Below are 21,488 nucleotides of genomic sequence, written 5' to 3'. Positions count from 1 at the left end.
GCGTGGATCTACTGGGCTTCGTTGAGCAGCTGTTCCAGGCCGGCGGTTTCAGCGGCCTCGTTGAAGGAATCGTTGCCCAGCCGCGCACGAACGAATGCCAGGCCATCGGCCGCTGCGGCGTCGAGTGTGCCCCGATGGTCGACCGGATATCGGCGGAATGCCACCGGTTCGGCGCGCAGGGCCAGGCCGACCGCATACAGCAGGGTGGTCAGATAGGGCACGTCGCGGTCCTGGCTGCCGTGGCCCAGCATCAGCGGCTGGCTGAAGCCCCGCCGTGGCACGCCCAGGTAGTCATGCAGCAGTGCCCAGATGCCCGGTACCGAGGTCAGCGGCGCGCTGAACATTTCTCCTGTATTGGCGCCTTCCAGGCTGGCAGCCAATGGGCCGAGGCACTGCTGGCGTGCCAGCGCGACCCGCGCATGGCCTTCGTCGCTGAGCACCTGCGCGATGCGCGGTTCCACCTGCAGCAGGCCATCGAGCAGGTAGGCGTGATAGGCGTTGACCGCCCCGGGATTGGGGGCGCGGTTGTCGGGCTTCATGACCAGCGCGGTCAGTTCGACGGCCGTGGGCGTGCCGGTGGTGAAGCTGCCGCGGTACTGCAGCGAGGCTCCATAGGACGGCGCCAGATGGCCGGCAGTAAGTGCGGCGGCGCCGCCCTGCGAGTGGCCCACGGAGACCCAGCGTGGTGACAGCGTGGCGTTGCCGAGGAAATGGCGGCCGGCCTTGATGAGATCGATGGCGTTGCGCGCGGAGGTACGCACGTGCAGATAGGCATGGTCACCCGGGCTGCCCAGGCCTTGGTAATCGGCGGCAACGACGGCATAGCCCTGTCCCAGGAACTGGTCGAGGAAGCGGCCATCGCGCTCGGGCTGATAGGGGCCCGATACCGAAGGCGCGCAGTGGTCGGCGATGCCCTGGGTGCCGTGTGCCCAGGACACCACCGGCCAGCCACCTGCCGGCGCAGGCCCGGCGGGCAGGTAGACCAGCCCGGTGGCCTGGGCCAGGCGACCGTGATGATCGGGGGTGCGGTAGGCCAGCTTGTAGGCCTGGGCGGCCTGGGAGGGCACCCAGCTGGCGCGGTAGGGCGAGGCTGAGAGCAGGTCGCCCGGCTGCGCTGCGAGGGCGGCAACGGGGCTGGCGGCCAGAACGAGCAGGGCCGTGACCAGCAGGGTCGGGCGGGGGCGGAACCGCAGGGACGATGAGGACATGTGGCGCTCCATGCAGGCCGGGATGGCCTTTGCGCCGCAGTCTGGAAGCTGTCCTTCGCGCTGACTGGGACGGACGTCGCAGCGATCGCGGATTCGGAGAATTCCTAGCGATGACGCCAGGCAAAAAAAAGGCCCCTTGCGGGGCCTCTTTTCTTACTTCTTTTCCAGTCGCGCGTTGCGCTGGCCGGTGGCGGCGGACTTCTCGCCGGCAAACGGGTTCAGCTTGCGGACCATCCACGGGTACTTCGGCCACTTGCCTTCCAGCCACGGGTGGTCCGGCTGGTTCAGCTGCAGGACGCGGCGGGCGTCGTCGGCCAGGGTCTTGTTGCCCAGGTGGGTATAGGAATCGGCCAGTACCGCCACGGCATCGTTCTGGAACGCGCTCTGCGGGTAGGTTTCCAGCAGGTAGTTGGCGCGGCCGGCGGCCGAGACCCACGCGCCACGGCGCATGTAGTACAGGGCATTGTCGAGCTCGTGCTGGGCGAATACGTCACGCAGCACCAGCATCCGCTGGCGCGCATCGGCGGCATAGCGGCTGTTGGGGTAGCGGTCGACCACGATGTTGAAGTCTGAATACGCCTGGTGCGGCGTGGACAGATCGCGGCGGCTTGCGTCCAGCGACCATACGCGACGCAGGAAAACCGTATTGCGGTTGGAGTTGGCCAGGCCGCGCAGGTAGTACAGGTACGCGATGTTGCGGTGGGTCGGGTAGGTACGGATGAAGCGGTCGATGCTGGATACCGCGTCATCGTGCTTGCCGGCCTTGTACTGGGCATAGGCCGATTCGATCATCGCCTGCTCGGTGTACGGGCCGTAGGGATACTGCGCCACCAGACGGCGGAAGCTGGCTTCAGCGCCGCTCCAGTTGCCGCCTTGCATCAGCTTGTGGCTCTTTTCGTAGAGCTGTTCGACCGGGGTGCCTTCATCAGGGCGATCGCCCTTGGTGCCGCGGTTGCAGCCGGTGGCGACGATGACCAGCACCAGCAGAAGGGCGGTGAGGCGGACGGGCGCGGAGAGCAGGACGGAGCGTCGGATCATGGGGTCAATGCGGGACGCGGCTGGAATACGAAGGGTCGATGATAGCCTAGTGTCCTGTCCAGCGACTGAAACCGGCTCGCCGGGACCCCAAAATTTCAAAGATGCCCCCTGCCATGTCTGAACAACCCTCCGAATCGGCCCGCCAGGCCATTGTCCCCGACACCTCCGCCGGCCGTCGTTTCGACGCAGTCGTGGCCGAGCTGTTCCCCGAATACTCCCGCTCCCGCCTGACCGAGTGGATCAAGGCCGGCGACGTCCTGCTGGACGGCGCACAGGCGCGCCCGCGCGACGCACTGCGCGGCGGCGAGGTGGTCACCCTGCAGGTGGTGCTGGAAGCCCAGACCACCGCCGAGCCGGAAGACATCCCGCTGGACGTGCTGTTCGAGGACGAGCACCTGCTGGTGATCAACAAGCCGGTTGGTCTGGTCGTGCACCCCGGCGCCGGCAACCACAGCGGCACCCTGGTCAATGCGCTGCTGTACCGCGACCCGTCGGTGGCGGTGCTGCCGCGCGCGGGCATCGTGCATCGCCTGGACAAGGACACCAGCGGCGTGATGGTCGTGGCCCGCACGCTGGAAGCGCAGACCGCGCTGGTCGAGCAGCTGGCCGCCCGTGACGTGCACCGCCAGTACCTGGCCGTGGTGATGGGCGCGCTGGTGGCCGGTGGTACGGCCGATGCGCCGATCGACCGTCACCCGCGCGACCGCCTGAAGATGGGCGTGCGCGAGGATGGCAAGGAAGCAGTGACCCATTACCGCCTGCGCGAGCGCTTCCGCGCGCATACGGCGCTGGAATGCCGCCTGGAAACCGGGCGCACCCACCAGATCCGCGTGCACATGGCGCACCTGCGTCATCCGATCGTGGGCGATCAGCTGTACGGCGGCGCGCTGAAGCTGCCCAAGGGTGCAAGCGACGAGCTGGTGGCCGCGCTGCGCGGCTTCAAGCGCCAGGCCCTGCATGCAGAGACCCTGGAGTTCGTGCATCCGATCAGCGGTGAGCCGGTGCGCAATACCGCGCCGGCGCCGGCCGACATGCTGCACCTGATGAAGGTGCTGCGCGAAGACAGCGCCGCCTTCGCCGAACGCGAGCGGGACCGCTGGTAATGAATACCGCGCTGCCGCTGCTGCAGGCCGATTGGCCGACGCCCCCGGGTGTGCATGCGCTGACCACGCGCCGGCACGGCGCGGGCGTCTCGCCGGAGCCGTTCGCCCAGTTCAACCTGGGCAACCGGCACGCGGCCGACGGTGACACGCCGGCCAACGTTGAGCACAACCGGCAGTTGCTGCAGCAGGGGCTGGCGTTGCCATCGGCGCCGCATTGGCTGCGCCAGGTACACAGCAGCACCGTGCTGCGCTTTGGCGCGCCGCCGGTGGAGGGAGCCAGCGAGCCGGTGGCCGATGCCGCGGTGACCTCGGTACCGGGCGTGGTGCTGGCGATCCTCACTGCGGACTGCCTGCCGGTGGTGTTCGCCGCCGTCGATGGCAGCGAGGTGGGCGCTGCCCATGCCGGTTGGCGTGGACTGGCCGACGGCATGCTGGAGGCCACTGTGGCCGCCATGCAGACGCCGCCGGCACAGCTGCGCGCGTGGCTGGGCCCGGCGGCGGGACCGGCTGATTACGAGATCGGCGAAGAGGTGTACCACGCCTTCGTCGGCCATGACGCGGCCGCTGCTTCGGCCTTCATGGCGACCCGGCCCGGGCACTGGAAGGTGGATCTGTTCGCGCTGGCGCGACAGCGCCTGCAGGCGGCGGGCATGGAGCTGGGCAACATCCATGGCGGCACGGTCTCGACCATGGCCGATGCAGACCTGTACTCGCATCGCCGCGACCGCCGTACCGGCCGGCTGGCGACGCTGGTGTGGATGGACTGATGCGGGGCGATCGCGTTGCGGGGGCAGAACCTGGCGGCGTGATTGTCTTCGACGGCGTCTGCGCGTTGTGCAGCCGCTGGGTACGTTTCCTGCTGCGGTTCGACCGGCAGGAGCGCTTTCGCTTCGCGGCAATGCAGGGCGCGCAGGGCAGCGCGCTGTTGCGGGCGCACGGCCTGGACGCGCACGACCCGACGTCGTTCCTGCTGCTGGACGGGCAGGGCGCGTGGACCGATACCGATGCGATCCTGCGCGTTCTGGACGCACTGGGCGGTGGTTGGCGCCTGGCGGCCGTGCTGCGCGTGCTGCCACGCCGCTGGCGCGACGGTGCGTACCGTGTGCTGGCACGCAACCGCTATCGCTGGTTCGGGCGGCATGATGCCTGCTTCCTGCCGACGCCGGCACAGGCCGCGCGCTTCCTCGATTGATCGCCTGTTGTTGTAGAGCCGAGCCATGCTCGGCTGGCTCTTCCGCAGAGTTGAGCGGAGCAATCGAGCATGGCTTGACTCTACAAAAGCCAGCCGAGCATGGCTCGGCTCTACAGGAGCTCTTGCCTCAGCCTTCCAGCGCCTCGAGGTAGCTGCGGCGCCAATGGTTGATGTCGTACGTGCGCAGGTGTTCCATCATCGCGTGCCAGCGTTCCTGGCGCTTGCGCAGTGACATCGTCGCGGCGGTGGCGATGGCATCGGCCACGCCGTCCAGGTCGTGCGGGTTGACCAGCAGCGCCTGCTTCAGTTCATCGGCGGCGCCGGCCAGCAGGGACAGCACCAGCACGCCGGGATCTTCCGGGTCCTGCGAGGCCACGTATTCCTTGGCGACCAGGTTCATGCCGTCGCGCAACGGGGTGACCAGGCCGACAGCGGCGGCGCGGTAGAAACCGGTCAGGGTGGCGTGGGTGAAGTTCTGGTTGACGTAGCGCAGCGGGGTCCAGTCGGGCTCGGCGTGGCCACCGTTGATGTGGCCGGCGATCTGCTCCAGCTGGCTGCGCAGTTGCCGGTACTCGGTGACATCGCCGCGCGAGACCGGGGCGATCTGCAGGTAGGTGAGCGAGCCGCGCTGGTCGGGATGGCGCTGCAGGTAGCGTTCGAAGCCGAGAAAACGCTCGGGCAGGCCCTTGGAGTAGTCCAGGCGGTCCACGCCGATGGCGAGCTGGCGGTCGCGCAGGCTGCTGCGCAGGTTCTTCACTGCCGCCTTGCTGGCGGCGGTGCTGGCCTGGCGGGCGATCAGCTCGGTGTCGATGCCGATCGGGAACGCCGCGGCGCGGAAGTGGCGTCCACCGGGCGCTTCAAGGTTGCCGTTGTCGAGCACCCGACCGCCGCCGAACAGGCGCAGGTAGGTCTGGAAGCGATCGGCATCGCGCTGGGTCTGGAAGCCGACCAGGTCGTAGGCATACAGCGCCGAGAACAACCGCAGATGGTCGGGCATCGCCTGCAGCAGATCGGCCGAGGGCATCGGGATGTGCAGGAAGAAACCGATGCGGCAGCCGATGCCGCGCTCGCGCAGCATCGCGCCGAGCGGAATCAGGTGGTAATCGTGGATCCAGACGATGTCGTCTTCGCGCAGCAGCGGCGCCAGCTTGTCGGCGAACAGTGCGTTGACCCTGTGGTAGGTCTCGCGGGTGCCGCGGTCGTAGTCGACCAGGTCCAGGCGGAAGTGCAGCAGGGGCCACAGGGTGCGATTGGCGAAGCCGTTGTAGTAGCCGTCCACATCACGCTTGGCGAGGTCCATGGTGACGTACTGGATATCGCCGTCGCGCTGTTCGTGCAGCGCGCCACTGGCTTCGCGCACGCTTTTGCCGCTCCAGCCGAACCACAGCCCGCCGCGCTCCTTCAATGCCGCCAGCAGGCCGACAGCGAGGCCGCCGGCGCGGTTCTCGCCGGGGACGGCCACGCGGTTGGAAACGATGACAAGACGGCTCACGAGGCCTCCTGCCAGGAACGCGACAGGCGCATGGCCGCGGTGATCAAGCCGACATGCGAGTAGGTCTGCGGGAAGTTACCCCAGGCTTCACCACCGTCGAAGGCGAGGTCCTCCGACAGCAGGCCCAGATGATTGCGTTGCTGCAGCAGCGCTTCGAACATCTCGCGTGCTTCGTCCATGCGGCCGATGGCAGCGAGCGCATCGATGTACCAGAACGTGCAGATGGTGAAGCTGGTTTCCGGCTCGCCGAAATCATCCGGTGCGATGTAGCGGTACAGCGCGTTGCCATGCTTGAGGTCACGGCCGATGGCTTCGACGGTGGCGACGAAGCGTGCGTCGTTGGCGTCGATGAAGCCGATGTCGGCCAGCAGCAGCAACGAGGCATCCAGGCGATGGCCATCGAAGGTGTCGGTGAAGTGGCCGAGCTCCTCGCTCCAGGATTTTTCCATGATGCGTGCGTGGATGGTGTCGGCACGCTCGCGCCAGTACTGCGCGCGGTCATCACGCTTCAGGCGCACGGCGATCTTGCACAGGCGATCGCACGCCGCCCAGCACATCGCGCTGGTGTAGGTGTGCACTTCGGTGCGGCCGCGGAACTCCCACAGGCCGGCGTCGGGCACGTCATGCAGTGCGAAGGCCTGTTCGCCCAGCGGTTCCAGCCGAGCGAAGGTGTGGCTGTCACCCGGATCCTGCAGGCGGCGGTCGAAGAACAGCTGGGTGGAGGCCAGCACCACGCTGCCGTATACATCGTGCTGGCGCTGCACCCAGGCCAGGTTGCCGCGCCGCACCGGGCCCATGCCGCGGTAGCCGGACAGGCTGGGTACTTCATCCTCGTCCAGCTTGGCTTCGAAGCCGATGCCGTACAGCGGCTGCAGCGTGCCGTCGGTGGTGGCGAGGTTGAAGATGTAGCCGAGGAACTGCTCCATCGTGCGGGTGGCGCCCAGACGGTTCAGCGCGCGTACCACGAAGGCGGCATCGCGCAGCCAGCAGTAGCGGTAGTCCCAGTTGCGCACGCTGCCGGGTGCCTCCGGAATCGAGGTGGTCATCGCCGCGATGATCGCGCCGCTGTCCTCGTACTGGCAGAGCTTGAGGGTGATCGCACTGCGGATCACCGCGTCCTGCCATTCCAGCGGAATGGACAAGTAGCGCACCCATTCGCGCCAGTAGTCGCGGGTGCGCTGGAAGGCTTCCTGCACGTAGCCGCTGATGGAACGGTTGAGCGATTCATCCACGCCCAGGATCAGGTGGATGGGATGGTTGAGCACGAACGGCATGCCATCACGCACGAAGCGCACAGGTACGTCGGTGGTCAGGCGCAGCACATGCTCGGGCAGGATCCAGCGCACGTGGTTGCTGCCCCAGGTGGACTCGGGCACGCGCGCGCCCCAGTCGGCCAGTGGGCGTGCGCGGATGACGATGCGCGGGCTGCCGGACAACGGACGCACCTGGCGGATCAGGCTGACTGGCCGGTAGAAACGATCGTTCTGGCGCCAGCGCGGGGCGAAATCGAGGATTTCCAGCGCGCCGCCATGCGCATCGCGCAGCACGGTGCGCAGGATCGCGGTGTTGGTGAGGTATTCCTGTTCGCTGTCGGCGAAGTCCTCCAGCTCGATGGCGAAGTCGCCGCCGGTCTGCTGGTTGGGGCTGAGCAGGGCACAGAAGGTCGGGTCGCCGTCGAAGGTCGGCAGGCAACTCCAGACAACACGGGCGTGTTTGTCGACCAGGGCGCCGAAGCTGCCGTTGCCGACCACGCCCAGATCAAGATCGGGTTGGGTCATCACGCGGTACATCTCGGTTGCGGCCGTGGGGGCCGGGGTCAATACGCATTCTCACGCAGCCAGGCGTGCACGCTGCGTATGTCGGGCAGCGCGAACACCGCCGCGCTGGGTTCACGTTCACCGATCAACACGCTCCAGCCATGCAGGCCGTTGGCCGCATCGAAGCCGAATTCATCGGTCAGGTCATCGCCGAGGAACACCGGCAGACGCCCACGGAACGGCAGGTACTGCATCAGCCGACGTACGGCCCGGCCCTTGTTGGTAGCCACCGGAACGAATTCAACGACATGGTCGCCTGGCTGCAGGCGGTAGCTGGCACGGCCGCGGATGTGGCGGTCGGCGAAGGCACGCACGTCGTTGGCGGCATGCGGTGCACCACGCCAGTGCAGGGCCAGGCCTACGCCCTTGTTTTCGACCAGTACGCCGGGATGACCATGCGCGAAACGCATGGCTTGTTGATGAAGGGCATGCAGCCAGTCGGCGGTGTCGTCGCCATGCTCATCGCGTATCACGTGCCCGTCCTGTGCACGCAGCTCGTGGCCATGCAGGCCCGCGGCGGGAAGCTTGAGTGGCGCGAACAACTGGTCCAGCTGTTCAAGCGGGCGACCACTGACCAGTGCCACGGCACCTTCCAGTCGATCGCTGATGCGGCCGATGGCTTCACGCACATCGGGGAGAAGCTGCACGGCGTCGGGGCGTGCAGCGAATTCGATCAGGGTGCCATCCACATCGAGGAACAACGCACAGGCGTCGTCCAGCAATGGAGGTGGCGGACGCAGGGGGAGCGGTTCAGCCATGGCGACCACCATGCCAGCGCCAGCGTGTACGTGGGGTCGAGGTCAGGCTACGGCTGGTAGCGCCGGCTGGTGCGGACCAACGGTCCGCACCCACCCGCAGCGATCAATGGCGTCCCGGTGGGTGCCGACCGTTGGTCGGCACGCCGTTCGCAGCAATCAGAACGTGTAACGCACGCGCCCGTAGTAATACGCACCGTTGCTGCCGATCGGCGACAGCACGTCGTAGGGCAGGTTGCCGAAGTAGTGGATGTCCTCGTTGGAGCGATCCGGGTAGTTGTCGGTCAGGTTCTGCCCACCGATCGCCACGCTCCACTGCGGCGTGATGCGGTACTCCACTTCCGCATCCAGCTGCCACTCGGCCTGGTAGGTCTGGCGCGGAATGTAGCCATCACCGAAGTTGAATACGCGGGTCGCGCTGCCGTAGCGGTTCACCCGGCTGCTCAGCGACCAGCGGTCATTGCTCCAGCTGGCCGCGAAACTGCCACGGGTGCGCGGCGTGGCATCGGTCAGCGTATTGGTCTCTTCGATGCCGAACAGTACGTAGTCCGGGTCGAGTGCCTGCAGTTGCGCGGGCGTGGCCAATACGTTCTTCAAGGTGGTCTTGGTGTAGGCGTAGGTGCCGGTCAGCAGCAGCTGGCCATCGCCCAGAGACTGCCGCCAGTTGCTCACCAGCTCGGCGCCGCGGGTGCGCGTGTCGGCGGCGTTGACGAAGAAGCTGGCGCTCTGCAGGCCGCTGACGCCGTAGTTGGCGGCCACGTAGTCGGTCAGCGCATCACCGGTGATGCTCTCCGACAGTGCGATGCGGTCATCGATGTCGATCTGGAAGAAGTCCAGCGACAGGTCGAAGTGCTCGCCGATGCGGCTGGTGAAGCCGAGCGAGGTGTTCAGCGACTTCTCCGGCTTCAGGTCCTGCGCACCCAGGCCACGGGCGATGGGATTGTTGACCGAGAGCAGGCGGCCCTGCACCAGCTGGCCACCGGCGTTGTAGCCGGTGGAGGTGGATTCGTAGCCGATCTGCGCCAGCGACGGCGCGCGGAAATTGTTGGAGATCGCACCGCGCAGGGCGAATGCGGGGGTGAATTCGTAGCGCAGGCCGAGCTTGCCGGTCAGCTCGCCACCGAAGTCATCGCTGTGTTCGTACCGCGCGGCCAGATCGGTGGAGAATTTCTCGCCGAACTGGCTGGACAGGCTGGCGTAGGCGCTGGCCACATCACGCGACAGGGTGGCCGCGTCCTGCGGGGTCAGGCCGCCACCTGCCTGCGAGCCAGTGGGACGATCGGTGTACGGGCCGGCGGCGTAGCTGGCCGGGTCGCCTGGACGCGTCTGGTAGCGCTCGTGGCGGGCTTCCGCACCCAGGCCCAGGGTGTGGCTGATGCTGTCGGACTGGGAGAACACGCGGCTCAGATCGAAGTTGCCCACGGTCTGCGCGTACTCGTAGTCGGCGGTCTTGAAGCGGGTCGGGCTGGTCGGGCCCAGCGAGGCGTTCAGCGAATCGCGCAGGCGGTAGGTGAAGTCGTTCTGGCCGTAATCCAGGCTGCCGTCGTAAGCCCATTCGCCCCACTGCCCGCGCACACCGGCCACCGCCTGCACGTCGCGGTTCTCGCCTTCGGAGATCGGCCGGTAGCCGTTGGGGTAGACCTGCTTCCAGTTGGCATCGCCGTCGGGGTAGCGGAAGTAGTTCGCGCCTTCGGTATCGCGCTGGTTGAACGTGCCGAACGCATAGAACGTCGCGGTCTTTCCGACCGGGATCTCGGTGTTCAGCCACAGGTTGATGTCCTTGCTGGCGCCATCACCGAGCACATAGTTGCGCTTGCCCTGCAGGGCAAGATTGGCCTCGGTCTGGTCCCACGGCGGAATCTGGTCGAAGCCGGCGCGGTTGGTGCCGTTGCGCTTCTTGTATTCCAGGCCTACGCGCAGGAAGCCGCCGTCCTCGCCCAGCGATGTGCCGACTTTGGCGCTGATGTTGCCGGTCTGGCCATCAGTGAGGGTGCGGCCGATCGGCTTGAGATCGGTGTGGTTGGCGCCGTAGCTGGCTTCGATCTCGCCACCGTCGCCGCCGTTGTCGAGAATCACGTTGATCACGCCGGCCACCGCATCGGAGCCGTACAGCGCACCGGCGCCATCGCGCAGCACTTCGATGCGCTTGATGGCGCTGACCGGGATCGAATTGAAATCGACCGGGGTGGTGCCCTTGCCGATCTTGCTGTCGGTGTTGACCAGCGCGGTATGGTGGCGGCGCTTGCCGTTGATCAGCACCAGCACCTGGTCCGGCGACAGTCCGCGCAGCTGCGCGGCGCGCACATGGTCGGCGCCGCCGGAGTTGGACTGGCGCGGGAAGTTGAACGAGGGCAGCAGGGCCTGCAGGGCGCTGCCGAGCTCACCATTGACCAATCCGGCCTTGCGGATGTCCTCGGCGGTCAGCACGTCCACCGGCGAAGTGGACTCAAGCACAGTGCGGTCGGCGGCGCGGGTACCGGTGACGATCACCGTGTCCAGGTTGGTGGCGGCGTCCTGGGCCGAAGCCAGGGCGGGGGACAGGGCGAGCGCGATGGCGAGGCCGAGCGGCGACGCGGACAGGCGGGGGGACATGCGGACTCCAGCAGCAACGACGTGGGGAAGGGGCGGGGGAGATAGTTTCACTTACATCCATCCGGATGAAGCGATATATTATCTTGGCGTGAGGAGGTGGTGCGATGCAAGCCCCTTCTCCCATCGCATCACTTCATGCCCTGCCGGCATGAGGGCATTGGTTGCAGCCGCAACCGAGGCGCAGGTGTACCCTCCGTGCCCCTTCGTCGTGCTTTTTCCCCTTCCCGGAGTGCTGTTCCCGATGAAACACCTTGGCCTTGTCTTCGCCGTGCTGCTGGCCACCAGTGGCTGCGCCAGCCTGTCTTCCAAGGCGCCCAGCGCCTATGCCACCACCGCCGACCTGCAGGGCGACGCCGCGCGTCCGTCCAGCGGCCACGGCTGGGTGCGCAGCGAGCTGTACTTCGGCGTGGGCGAAGAGCAGGGCGCCGGTGACCGCCCGCAGGCCGACACCATCAGCGATGCGCAGTGGCGCGCGTTCCTGGACAAGGAGGTGACCCCGCGCTTCCCGGATGGGCTGACCGTGTTCGATGCCTATGGCCAGTGGCTGTTCCGTGGCGATGCCTCCCCGAACCGCCTGCGCACCAAGGTGCTGGTGGTGCTGCACGAGGACAGCCCGCAGCGCCGTGCCGACATCGAAGCGATCCGGCTGGCGTGGAAGCAGCAGACCAAGCACCAGTCGGTGCTGTGGTCGCGGCAGCCGGTTGACGTATCGTTCTGACCCAGAGGCGCCACAGTGGCGCTGCAGGGAATGACGATGAAACCCAGGGATGTGTTGTTGGGCGTGATGCTGGCCGGCTTGTTGGTGCCCGTGGCGCAGGCGCAGGATGACGGCCAGGGCCCGCTGCGGTTTTCGCCGGCAGCGGGTGTGCAGGTGACGGCCGAGGTGCAGGAGGACGGCATGCTTGCCGTGCTGCTGCAGCCGGCCGGGAAGCGCCAGCACTTGCCCGGCGCGCCGGACGCCGATGGCAATTCACGCCTGAGCGCGGAGGACCTCGATTTCGATGGGCACCCTGAACTGGTTGCGCGCGCGGCGGTGGGCATGGTCAACGAGGCTGTTGCGGTGTATCGCTTCGACGCGGGCAGTGGTGAATTCCGCGCGCTGAAGGCGGTGACTCATGGACACGATCAGTGCGGTGAACTGATGGGCCTCACTGCCGATGCCGCCACGCGCACGCTGACTGCCAGCTGCCGCAGCGGGCCGATGTGGTACACCGACGTGTATCGCTTCAACGGCCCGCAGCTTTATCTGTATCGCGGTGAGAATGTGCTGATGCTGGGCGATACGCTCAACCAGGCGCTGCGCTGGGAAGAGACCGGAAACCAAGGCCCGCTGGCGGTGTGGCGCACCTATGATCCTGCCGGCAAGGTGCTGGAAAGCGCCATTGGTGACGGGTTGGGCGCACCCGCCAGCCGCGCACCGCTGCGGGGCCAGGACGCCACCGTGGTGCCAGCGCGCCTGTTCCTGTTCGACCGGCCCGGCGCATCAAGCACCAAGCGCTACCTGGTACAGGGCGATCAGGTGGAGATGCTGGATGAGCAGGACGGCTGGGTGAAGCTGCGTTACCGCAATCCGAAACAGGGCGCGATTGACGGCTGGATCAACGTCAACGATTGACGGCAGCGCTGCCTGGAGTTTGCACAACAAGGCGATCGGCCTCTTGCCCACGGCAGCATCACTTCACCGGGTCTAGCCTCGGGTTTCCCCCGAACCAGGCTGCAGCACCATGAGCAAGCGCGTTGCCGAGATCGTCGTCGATACACTGCAGCAGGCGGGCGTCCGCCGTTGTTATGGCATCGTCGGCGACACCCTGAACCATGTCACCGATGCACTGCATCGCAGTGAAATCGAGTGGGTGCATGTGCGCCACGAAGAGGTCGCCGCGTTCGCCGCCGGTGCCGATTCATTGATCAGCGGCCAGCTGACCGCCTGCGCGGGCTCGTGCGGGCCCGGTGGCCTGCACTTCATCAACGGCATCTTCGAGAGCAACCGCAACCGTGCACCGATGGTGCTGATCGCCAGCCAGGTGGTCACCAGCGAACTCGGCATGGAGTTCCCGCAGGAAGTGGATTTCAAGGCGGTGTATGGCAGCTGCACGGTGTTCTGCGAGCAGGTGCACAGCCCGGCGCAGGCACGCCGCGTGGTGGCGCTCGCCTGCCAGGCGGCGATCAGCCGTCGCGGCGTGGCGGTGGTGATTCTGCCGGCCGACATCAGCGAAGCGGAAGTGAAGCACGATGTGCCGTTCTCGGTGCATTACACCCAGCCGGTGCTGCGCCCGTCCGATAGCGAACTGCAGCAGATTGCCGAACTGCTGGGGCAGGGCAAGCGTATCGGCATCTATGCCGGCGCCGGTTGCCAGGGCGCGCATGCGCAGCTGCTGGAACTGGCGCGGCGCCTGCAGGCACCGGTGGCGCACACGTCGCGTGCGAAGGACTTCGTCGAACCGGACAACCCGTACAACATGGGCATGACCGGTGTTTTCGGCATCGAATCCGGATTCCATACGTTGATGGAGTGCGACACGCTGCTGCTGCTCGGCGCGGATTTCGCCTGGGGCCAGTTCTATCCTGACAAGGCCACGATCATCCAGGTCGACCGCGACGGCAGCCACCTCGGCCGCCGCCACCCGGTGAACCTGGGCGTGGTCGGTGATATCGCACCGACGCTGGACGCACTACTGCCGATGTTGCCCCCGCGCGAAGACAGCAGTTTCCTGGACGAATGCATCGGGCACCGCGACAAGGCGCTGAAGAAGCGCGAGCAGGAGGAGCAGCCGGGTGAAGGCGAGCTGATCCATCCGCAGCACCTGACCGCGCTGCTGTCGAAGTACGCCACCGACGATGCGCTGTTCACCGCCGATGGTGGCTCGCCGATGGTGTGGGTGCTGCGGCATATCCGGGTGAACGGCCGGCGCCGCACGCTGACCAGCCTGCTGCACGGCACGATGGCCAACGCGATGCCGCAGGCGCTGGGTCTGCAGAAGGCATTTCCGGGAAGACAGGTGATTTCGTTGTCCGGCGACGGCGGGCTGGCGATGCTGCTGGGCGATCTGCTGACCGCGGTACAGGAAAATCTTCCGATCAAGGTGGTGGTGTTCAACAACGGCTCGCTGAATTTCGTCGAGCTGGAGCAGAATGTGGAGGGCCTGCTGGACAACTACACCGACCTGAAGAATCCGGACTTCGGGCGGTTGGCCGAGGTGATCGGTTTCCATGGCCGCACCGTGACCCGCAGCGAGGATCTGGAGGAAGCGGTGCAGGATTTCCTGGCCCAGCGTGGGCCGGCGCTGCTGGACGTGCACACCAGTCGCGCGGAGCTGGTGATGCCGCCGCAGATCGAGGCCAAGCAGGTGGCGGGCACGGCGCTGTACGCGGCCAAGGCGGTGCTGAGTGGTCGCATCGATGACGTCAAGCATCTGCTGGTGGACAACTTCCTGAAGAAGTAAGAGGTTGGGTTTGATGCAGGGCTGCGCCCTGCACCTGCTGAGGCAACGGCAACGGCCGAAGCAACAGCTTGCTATCCGTGGGATGGCGGGGTGGGTCCGGTTGCGGGGGACGCCGTAAACCCATCCTTGGGGGCTTGGCCGCGGCATCCATGCCGCGGACACCCCCGCAACCGGACCCACCCCGCCTTCGACAGATCTCGGCAATCTGTCGGAATGGCGTGACCTGCTCTTGGTAGGTGTCGACCTGGTAGATCCACGCCATGCGTGGATGCTTCCCGGTAGTGCCGGCCGCTGGCCGGCAACCAGGCAGATGCCTGCGATCAGGCGCTTGAGAGCGAAGCGACCGGCTTCTGCCTTTGATCTTTTGATTCTGTTCCGTGGCCGGCGCCCGCAGGAAACTGTCAGGGGCCGGGCGGGCAGGCTGTGCAGGGGCGTGAGCCGCATGGATGCGGCGACCGAGCTTACATGGGTGAGGGCGCTTTGCTTGCGAAGCACTGCTTCGCAAGCGCCCGAACGCACAGCCGCCAGCGGCTGGGCCGGGCCCCGGAGGGGGACTTGCAGCGTCCCCTGCGCAGCCTGCCCGCCCGGCCCAACCTCAGAACCCGCTTTCGGCGACCAACCACGATGGGCTCCGCCGTTGGCTGGAACCCATCATTCCACGCGGGAATTGGCGCGCCGGCCCCGCTGGGCCTACCATCGGCGGTCCCCACCCCCACCGCCCCTTCCATGTCCGCTCCCGCTTCCACCGCGCCGCACCGCTGGTTCGTCGCTGGCGACTTCAATGGCTTCTTCGGCCTGGTCGTCGACAATCTTTCCATCCTCGGCTTCATTGCCATGGCCCTGGTCGGGATGTTCCAGTTCCCCGCCGACGTGGTCTTCGGCCGCATGTTCCCCGGCACTGCCCTGGGCGTGCTGGTCGGCAACCTGCTGTACACCCTGATGGCACGGCGCCTGGCCGCGCGTACCGGGCGCGATGACGTCACCGCCATGCCGCTGGGCCTGGATGCGCCGACCAGCATCGGCATGGCACTGCTGGTGCTGGGCCCGGCCTTCCTGGCCTTCAAGCAGCAGGGCCTGGACCCGCATGCCGCCGCCATCGCCACTTGGCAGCTGGGCATGGCCTCGCTGGTCATCATGGGCGTGCTCAAGCTGATCCTGTCCTTCTTCGGTGAAGCGGTGACCCGCGCGCTGCCACGTGCCGCGCTGCTGGGCTCCATCGCTGGCATTGCACTGGTGCTGATGGGCCTGCTGCCGTTGCTGGAAACCCTGCGCTCGCCGCTGGTCGGCTTCACCACGCTGGGCCTGCTGCTGTACGTGCTGATCGCCAAGGGCAAGCTGCCGCTGCGTGGTCCGGGTGTGCTGTTGGCGTTCGTGTTCGGCACCGTCCTGTATTACGGGCTTGGCCTGGCCGGGCTGGGCGTGCCCGGCTTCCAGATTCCGGCCTGGGTGCCGCCGCAGGTGGTACTGCCGCTGCCGACGCTGGGCTTCATCGAGGGCCTGCCGACCGCGATGACCTACCTGCCGCTGCTGCTGCCGTTCGGCCTGCTGATGGTGGTGGGTGGCATCAACGTATCCGAGAGCGCGCGCGCGGCCGGCGATGACTACCGCACCCGCGACATCCTGCTGGTGGAAGCGGTGGCCACGCTGGTGGCTGGCGTCTGCGGCGGCGTTGCGCAGACCACCCCGTACATCGGTCAGCCGGCCTACAAGCACATGGGCGCGCGCAGCGGCTACACGCTGCTGACCGGCCTTTTCGTTGGCATCGGCGGCATGCTCGGCATCATTTCCGGGCTGGTGCAGTGGCTGCCGCTGGCGGTGCTGGCGCCGATCATCGTGTACGTGTCAATCGACATCACCACCCAGGCGTTCCAGGCGACGCCGCGCCAGCATGCCGGCGCGATGGTGCTGGGCTTCCTGCCGTCGGCAGCTTACCTGCTGGCCATCAAGGCACCGGGCTGGATTCCGGCCGAGCAGATGGGCGCACTGCTGACCCACGTCGATGGCCACGGCCTGCCGGAGCTGGCGGTGATCTTCGCACTGGGCAACGGCTTCATCATCACGTCGATGCTGTGGATTGCCACCGTCGCGGCGATGGTCGATGGGCGCCTGCGTCGCGCCTGTGGCTTCCTGCTGGTGGCGGCGGGGCTCACCCTGTTCGGCCTGATCCATTCGGTGGATCCGCGCGGCGGCATCTACCTGCCGTGGGATCTGCAGGGCCTGGCCCGTGTCATCAGCTGGCAGTTCGCCGGCGCGTATGTGGCACTGGCCATCCTGCTGGGGCTGCTGTCGCTGCAGAAGCAGGCGGTGAAGCCGCTGGCTGAAAACGCCCATTGACCGGTAGCGCCGGGCCATGCCCGGCGTTGGGTTGCGTCGCCGCCGGGCATGGCCCGGCGCTACCGCTCTGAATCCAGCTCCGGGTAATGCCGGAAGATGCCGTTGGTGTTGAAGGCAAGCCGCCGCTCCGAAGCGAGATAGGCGGCGATGTTGGGCCGTTGCTCCACCCGATCCTTCAATGCGCGCAGCAGCGGCAGGGTGGGCCACAACGCCTGCATGCGACGCGGAAACATGTAGTCCAGCCCGCTCAGCAGCTGGAACAGTGACAGGTCCACGTAGGAGTGTTCGCGCAACGGGTGGCGACCGCCGTTGGCCTTCAGCACCTGCTCGAAGTAGCCGAGGAACTTCGGCAGGCGCTCACCGCGCATCGCTGCCGCGCGTGCCTTCGCTTCGGTCTTCTGGTCTTCGTAGTACTTCGACGCAGCGATCGGATGGTGGGTGTCGTGCACCTCGGCCACCAGATCGGCGATGGTCAGCTGCCACTGCAGCGCCTGCATGCGCCGCGAGGCGGCCTGCGGGACCAGATCCAGCGTCGGGCCGAGGAAATCGAGAATGGCCGCAACCTGTGCGATGACCTGTCGCCCGGCCTTCAGGAACGGTGGCGCGAAAGGTTGCGCACCTTCGCTGTGGCCGTCGAGGAACGGCTGCATCACCGCGTCGCCGTGCACCCGCGCCATGTCGACATAGTCGGCGCCGGCATCTTCCAGCGCCAGCCGCACGAATTCGCCACGGCCCTGGATGCCGGTCCAGTAGTACAGCGCGTACTGCATGAAGGCTTCTCCGCAAGACAAGAACAGCAGGGTCGCGCGTATCGCGCAAAGCAGGCGTGAACCACAACGCCAGCGGAATGGATGGGGAACCCTGCGGAACGAGGGGAGTCACACCTTGTCCATGCAGGTGAAAAGCGAGGTACTGCATCATGCAGAGTGGAAAAGCGGTCTGGCCCTGGGTTCTGGGCGTGGTGGTGGTGGGGGGCGCGGGCACATGGTTGTTCCGCGAACAGTTGCAGAGCCTGGCAGATGGCGTATCGGTGCCGGTGCAATCCGCGCCGACCTCGGCAGGCGCTGCACCGAAGCCTGTTGCCGTCGAAGAGCCCGCACCACCGCCGATCAGGCATCCGCTGGATTCCGAGGCCGCCGCTGACCCGGCGCTGCCGAAGCTCGCTGACAGCGATACCGCCGCCTGGAGCGCATTGAGCGAACTGTTCAAGGGCGAGGGTGCGTTGACCGTGCTGCTGCGTGATCACCTGATCCAGCGGCTGGTTACCCAGGTCGACAACCTGGACAAGGCCAGTGTGCCGCCTACCGCGCTGGCCGCTCGGCCGCTGCCGGGCCGCCTGCAGGTGGAGCAGGGCGAGGGCGGCGAACGCATCGCTGCGGCCAATGCAGCGCGCTATGCGCCCTATGTGCAGGCCTTCACTGCGCTCGACCCGGCGGCGGCGGCCTTGGCCTACAAGCGCTTCTATCCGTTGATCCAGCAGGCCTACGTCGATCTTGGAAAGCCCGATGGCTACTTCAATGACCGCTTGGTGTCAGTCATCGATCATCTGCTGGACACCCCTGAGCTGGCTCAAGCGCCGCTGGTGGAGCGCGATGAGCGCGGACGCTACCGCTTCGTCGATGCCACCCTTCAGTCGCGCTCGATCGGCCAGAAGGCCTTGCTGCGCATGGACGCGGGGCAGGCGCGGGCGGTCAAGCAGCAGCTGCGGGCGATCCGGGGCGCGATCACCCGTTGAGAGCCCCCGTCGTGCGGATGTGATCCGGATCAACGCGCCGACAACACCCCGTCCGGCATGCTGGCCGCAGGCTGACTGGCCTTCGAATGCAGTCGCAGCCACCCTTGAAACGGGGTGGGGCAACCGCATCTCTCAAGCATCGCCGGCGCGGCCGGCCAAGATGACCGATGAGGTTTCACAATGCGCATGGACAAGCTCACCTCGCGTTTCCAGCAGGCGCTGGCAGACGCGCAGTCGCTGGCGGTAGGCCGCGACAACAGCATCATTGAACCGGTACATGTCTTCAGTGCCCTGCTGGACCAGCAGGGCGGCAGCACCCGGCCGTTGCTGGCCCAGGCCGGCGTCAACGTGCCGGTGCTGCGCGAGCGCCTGGACGAGGCGCTTGAAGCACTGCCGAAGGTGTCCGGCCAGGCCGGCAACCTGTCGATCGGCAACGATCTCAACCGCCTGCTCAACCACACCGACAAGCTGGCACAGCAGCAGGGCGATGCCTTCATCGCCAGCGAGTGGTTCGTGCTGGCCGCGCTGGAAGACGGCGGCACGCTGGGCATGGCGCTGCGCGCTGCCGGTGCCGACAAGGCGCGCCTGCAGACCGCCATCGACAAGCTGCGTGGCGGCGAGAACGTGCAGTCGGAGAACGCCGAAGAACAGCGGCAGGCGCTGGAGAAGTACACCATCGACCTGACCGCGCGTGCCGAGAGCGGCAAGCTCGACCCGGTGATCGGCCGTGACGAGGAGATCCGCCGCACCATCCAGGTGCTGCAGCGTCGTACCAAGAACAACCCGGTGCTGATCGGCGAACCCGGCGTGGGCAAGACTGCCATCGTCGAAGGCCTGGCCCAGCGCATCATCAACGACGAAGTGCCCGAAGGCCTGCGTGGCAAGCGCGTGCTGTCGCTGGACATGGGCGCGCTGATCGCCGGTGCGAAGTTCCGCGGCGAATTCGAGGAGCGCCTGAAGGGCGTGCTCAACGACCTGGCCAAGAGCGAAGGGCAGATCATCCTGTTCATCGATGAGCTGCACACCATGGTCGGCGCCGGCAAGGCCGATGGCGCGATGGATGCCGGCAACATGCTCAAGCCGGCACTCGCACGCGGTGAACTGCACTGCGTCGGTGCGACCACGCTGGACGAATACCGCAAGTACATCGAGAAGGATGCCGCGCTGGAGCGCCGCTTCCAGAAGGTGTTCGTGGGTGAGCCGACGGTGGAGGACACCATCGCGATCCTGCGTGGCCTGAAGGAAAAGTACGCGGTGCACCACGGGGTGGAGATCACCGACCCGGCCATCGTCGCTGCGGCCACGCTGTCCAACCGCTACATCACCGACCGCCAGCTGCCGGACAAGGCCATCGACCTGATGGACGAGGCCGCTTCGCGCCTGCGCATGGAGATCGACTCCAAGCCGGAGGAACTGGACCGGCTGGAACGTCGCCTGATCCAGTTGAAGATCCAGCGCGAGATGCTGAAGAAGGAAAAGGACGATGCCTCGCGGCAGCGCCTGGCCGACCTGGAGAACGATATCGACGCGCTGGAGCGCGAGTTCTCCGATCTCAACGAGGTCTGGAAGTCGGAGAAGGCCGCGCTGCAGGGCACGACCAAGCTCAAGGAACAGGTCGAGCAGGCCAAGGTTGAACTGGAGTCGGCGCAGCGCCGGCAGGATTTTGCCCGCATGAGCGAGATCCAGTATGGCGTGCTGCCGCAGCTGGAAAAGCAGCTGGCCGCCGCCCAGGAAGTGGAGAACCACGACTTCAAGCTGGTGCAGGACCGCGTCACCGACGAGGAGATCGCCGAGGTCGTCTCGCGTTGGACCGGCATCCCGGTCAACAAGATGCTGGAAGGCGAGCGTGACAAGCTGCTGCGCATGGAAGAGGTGCTGCACAACCGCGTGGTCGGCCAGGAAGAGGCGATCAAGGTGGTGTCCGACGCGGTGCGTCGTTCGCGTGCCGGCTTGTCCGATCCGAATCGACCGGGTGGCTCGTTCCTGTTCCTGGGCCCGACCGGCGTGGGCAAGACCGAACTGTGCAAGTCACTGGCCGAGTTCCTGTTCGACAGCGCCGACGCGATGATCCGCATCGACATGAGCGAGTTCATGGAGAAGCACAGCGTCGCACGCCTGATCGGTGCGCCCCCGGGCTACGTGGGCTACGAGGAGGGTGGTTACCTCACCGAGGCCGTGCGCCGTCGCCCGTATTCGCTGATCCTGCTGGATGAGGTGGAAAAGGCGCATCCGGATGTGTTCAACATCCTGCTGCAGGTACTGGACGACGGTCGCCTGACCGACGGCCAGGGCCGCACGGTGGACTTCCGCAACACCGTCATCGTGATGACCTCGAACCTGGGTTCGCACCAGATCCAGGACATGAGTGGCGATGACACGCCGGAGGCGTACACGCAGATGAAGGCCGCGGTGATGGGGGTGGTGCAGGCGCACTTCCGTCCGGAGTTCATCAACCGCCTGGACGACATCGTGGTGTTCCATCCGCTGGACAAGCAGCAGATCAAGCAGATCGCGCGCATCCAGATGCGCGGCCTGGAAAAGCGTTTGGCCGAGCGTGGCCTGAAGCTGGTGGTGTCCGATGCGGCGTTCGATCTGCTCGGCAACGTCGGCTTCGATCCGGTCTACGGAGCGCGCCCGCTGAAGCGTGCGATCCAGGCGCAGTTGGAAAACCCGCTGGCGCAGCAGATCCTGTCCGGTGCGTTCGCCAACGGCGATACCATCGAAGTGGGCAACGACGGCGGCCATCTGGTGTTCGCCAAGGCCTGAGCCGAACGGGGCG

16 protein-coding genes are annotated in these 21,488 nt (G+C 66.7%); 9 read left to right on the top strand and 7 right to left on the bottom strand.

Features of this window, described 5'->3' with window-relative positions; all coding sequences use genetic code 11:
* Window positions 1-8: 8 nt before the first annotated feature.
* On the bottom strand, window positions 9-1,208 hold the full coding sequence (locus tag H3005_RS11620) for a lipase family protein (RefSeq protein ID WP_191078240.1): 1,200 nt from the start codon (window positions 1,206-1,208) through the stop codon (window positions 9-11).
* 153 nt (window positions 1,209-1,361) lie between these two features.
* Complete coding sequence (locus tag H3005_RS11615) at window positions 1,362-2,246, bottom strand: outer membrane protein assembly factor BamD (protein ID WP_100553374.1); 885 nt, start codon at window positions 2,244-2,246, stop codon at window positions 1,362-1,364.
* A gap of 113 nt (window positions 2,247-2,359) precedes the next feature.
* Between H3005_RS11615 and rluD the strand changes: the two genes are divergently transcribed.
* From rluD to H3005_RS11600, 3 genes are read left to right on the top strand one after another with little or no spacing between them, the layout of a single operon-like run.
* Window positions 2,360-3,349: a 23S rRNA pseudouridine(1911/1915/1917) synthase RluD gene (rluD, locus tag H3005_RS11610; protein WP_089236593.1), complete on the top strand. Its 990-nt coding sequence runs from the start codon at window positions 2,360-2,362 to the stop codon at window positions 3,347-3,349.
* On the top strand, window positions 3,349-4,116 hold the full coding sequence (gene pgeF / locus H3005_RS11605) for a peptidoglycan editing factor PgeF (protein ID WP_191078239.1): 768 nt from the start codon (window positions 3,349-3,351) through the stop codon (window positions 4,114-4,116). Before rluD ends, pgeF begins: the two co-directional genes overlap by 1 nt.
* Entirely contained in the window at window positions 4,116-4,541 is a 426-nt protein-coding gene (locus tag H3005_RS11600) for a thiol-disulfide oxidoreductase DCC family protein (protein WP_191078238.1), read from the top strand. The genes pgeF and H3005_RS11600 overlap by 1 nt, the downstream gene beginning before the upstream one ends.
* A 127-nt stretch (window positions 4,542-4,668) precedes the next feature.
* On the opposite strand, the gene otsA is transcribed toward H3005_RS11600, so the two are convergent.
* The 4 genes from otsA to H3005_RS11580 all read right to left on the bottom strand — a co-directional run bounded on the left by otsA (window position 4,669) and on the right by H3005_RS11580 (window position 11,197).
* Window positions 4,669-6,033: an alpha,alpha-trehalose-phosphate synthase (UDP-forming) gene (gene otsA / locus H3005_RS11595; RefSeq protein ID WP_180165720.1), complete on the bottom strand. Its 1,365-nt coding sequence runs from the start codon at window positions 6,031-6,033 to the stop codon at window positions 4,669-4,671.
* Complete coding sequence (locus tag H3005_RS11590; RefSeq protein ID WP_180165718.1) at window positions 6,030-7,811, bottom strand: glycoside hydrolase family 15 protein; 1,782 nt, start codon at window positions 7,809-7,811, stop codon at window positions 6,030-6,032. The genes otsA and H3005_RS11590 overlap by 4 nt, the downstream gene beginning before the upstream one ends.
* Before the next feature lie 38 nt (window positions 7,812-7,849).
* Window positions 7,850-8,608, bottom strand: a complete 759-nt coding sequence (gene otsB / locus H3005_RS11585; RefSeq protein ID WP_099820904.1) for a trehalose-phosphatase — start codon at window positions 8,606-8,608, stop codon at window positions 7,850-7,852.
* Between the two features lie 156 nt (window positions 8,609-8,764).
* Window positions 8,765-11,197, bottom strand: coding sequence for a TonB-dependent receptor (locus H3005_RS11580; RefSeq protein WP_191078237.1), 2,433 nt, complete (start codon window positions 11,195-11,197; stop codon window positions 8,765-8,767).
* A gap of 241 nt (window positions 11,198-11,438) precedes the next feature.
* Here H3005_RS11580 and H3005_RS11575 point away from each other — a divergent pair, with 241 nt between their 5' ends.
* From H3005_RS11575 to H3005_RS11560, 4 genes are all read left to right on the top strand, one after another.
* Window positions 11,439-11,915, top strand: a complete 477-nt coding sequence (locus H3005_RS11575) for a DUF3574 domain-containing protein (RefSeq protein WP_191078236.1) — start codon at window positions 11,439-11,441, stop codon at window positions 11,913-11,915.
* Window positions 11,916-11,951: 36 nt separating this feature from the next.
* A complete protein-coding gene (locus H3005_RS11570) occupies window positions 11,952-12,812 on the top strand; it encodes an SH3 domain-containing protein (RefSeq protein ID WP_191078235.1) in 861 nt (286 codons plus the stop codon).
* 109 nt (window positions 12,813-12,921) lie between these two features.
* The gene (locus H3005_RS11565; RefSeq protein WP_191078234.1) at window positions 12,922-14,640 is read left to right on the top strand and encodes a thiamine pyrophosphate-dependent enzyme; all 1,719 of its coding nucleotides are present in this window, start codon (window positions 12,922-12,924) and stop codon (window positions 14,638-14,640) included.
* 726 nt (window positions 14,641-15,366) lie between these two features.
* Entirely contained in the window at window positions 15,367-16,974 is a 1,608-nt protein-coding gene (locus H3005_RS11560; RefSeq protein WP_191078233.1) for a hypothetical protein, read from the top strand.
* Between the two features lie 59 nt (window positions 16,975-17,033).
* On the opposite strand, the gene H3005_RS11555 is transcribed toward H3005_RS11560, so the two are convergent.
* The gene (locus H3005_RS11555; RefSeq protein ID WP_100553367.1) at window positions 17,034-17,744 is read right to left on the bottom strand and encodes a glutathione S-transferase; all 711 of its coding nucleotides are present in this window, start codon (window positions 17,742-17,744) and stop codon (window positions 17,034-17,036) included.
* A gap of 149 nt (window positions 17,745-17,893) precedes the next feature.
* On the opposite strand from H3005_RS11555, the gene H3005_RS11550 reads away from it, so the two are divergent.
* Together H3005_RS11550 and clpB are read left to right on the top strand one after the other, a co-directional pair.
* The gene (locus tag H3005_RS11550) at window positions 17,894-18,709 is read left to right on the top strand and encodes a DUF3014 domain-containing protein (RefSeq protein WP_191078232.1); all 816 of its coding nucleotides are present in this window, start codon (window positions 17,894-17,896) and stop codon (window positions 18,707-18,709) included.
* Window positions 18,710-18,889: 180 nt separating this feature from the next.
* Complete coding sequence (gene clpB / locus H3005_RS11545; protein WP_100553365.1) at window positions 18,890-21,475, top strand: ATP-dependent chaperone ClpB; 2,586 nt, start codon at window positions 18,890-18,892, stop codon at window positions 21,473-21,475.
* The last annotated feature ends 13 nt before the right edge of the window (window positions 21,476-21,488 follow it).

Origin of the sequence: Stenotrophomonas sp. Br8 (assembly GCF_014763005.1) — a bacterium.
Taxonomy (GTDB): domain Bacteria; phylum Pseudomonadota; class Gammaproteobacteria; order Xanthomonadales; family Xanthomonadaceae; genus Stenotrophomonas; species Stenotrophomonas lactitubi.
The sequence above is the reverse complement of the archived record's forward strand: the minus strand, read 5'-3'. Positions and strand labels throughout refer to the sequence as shown.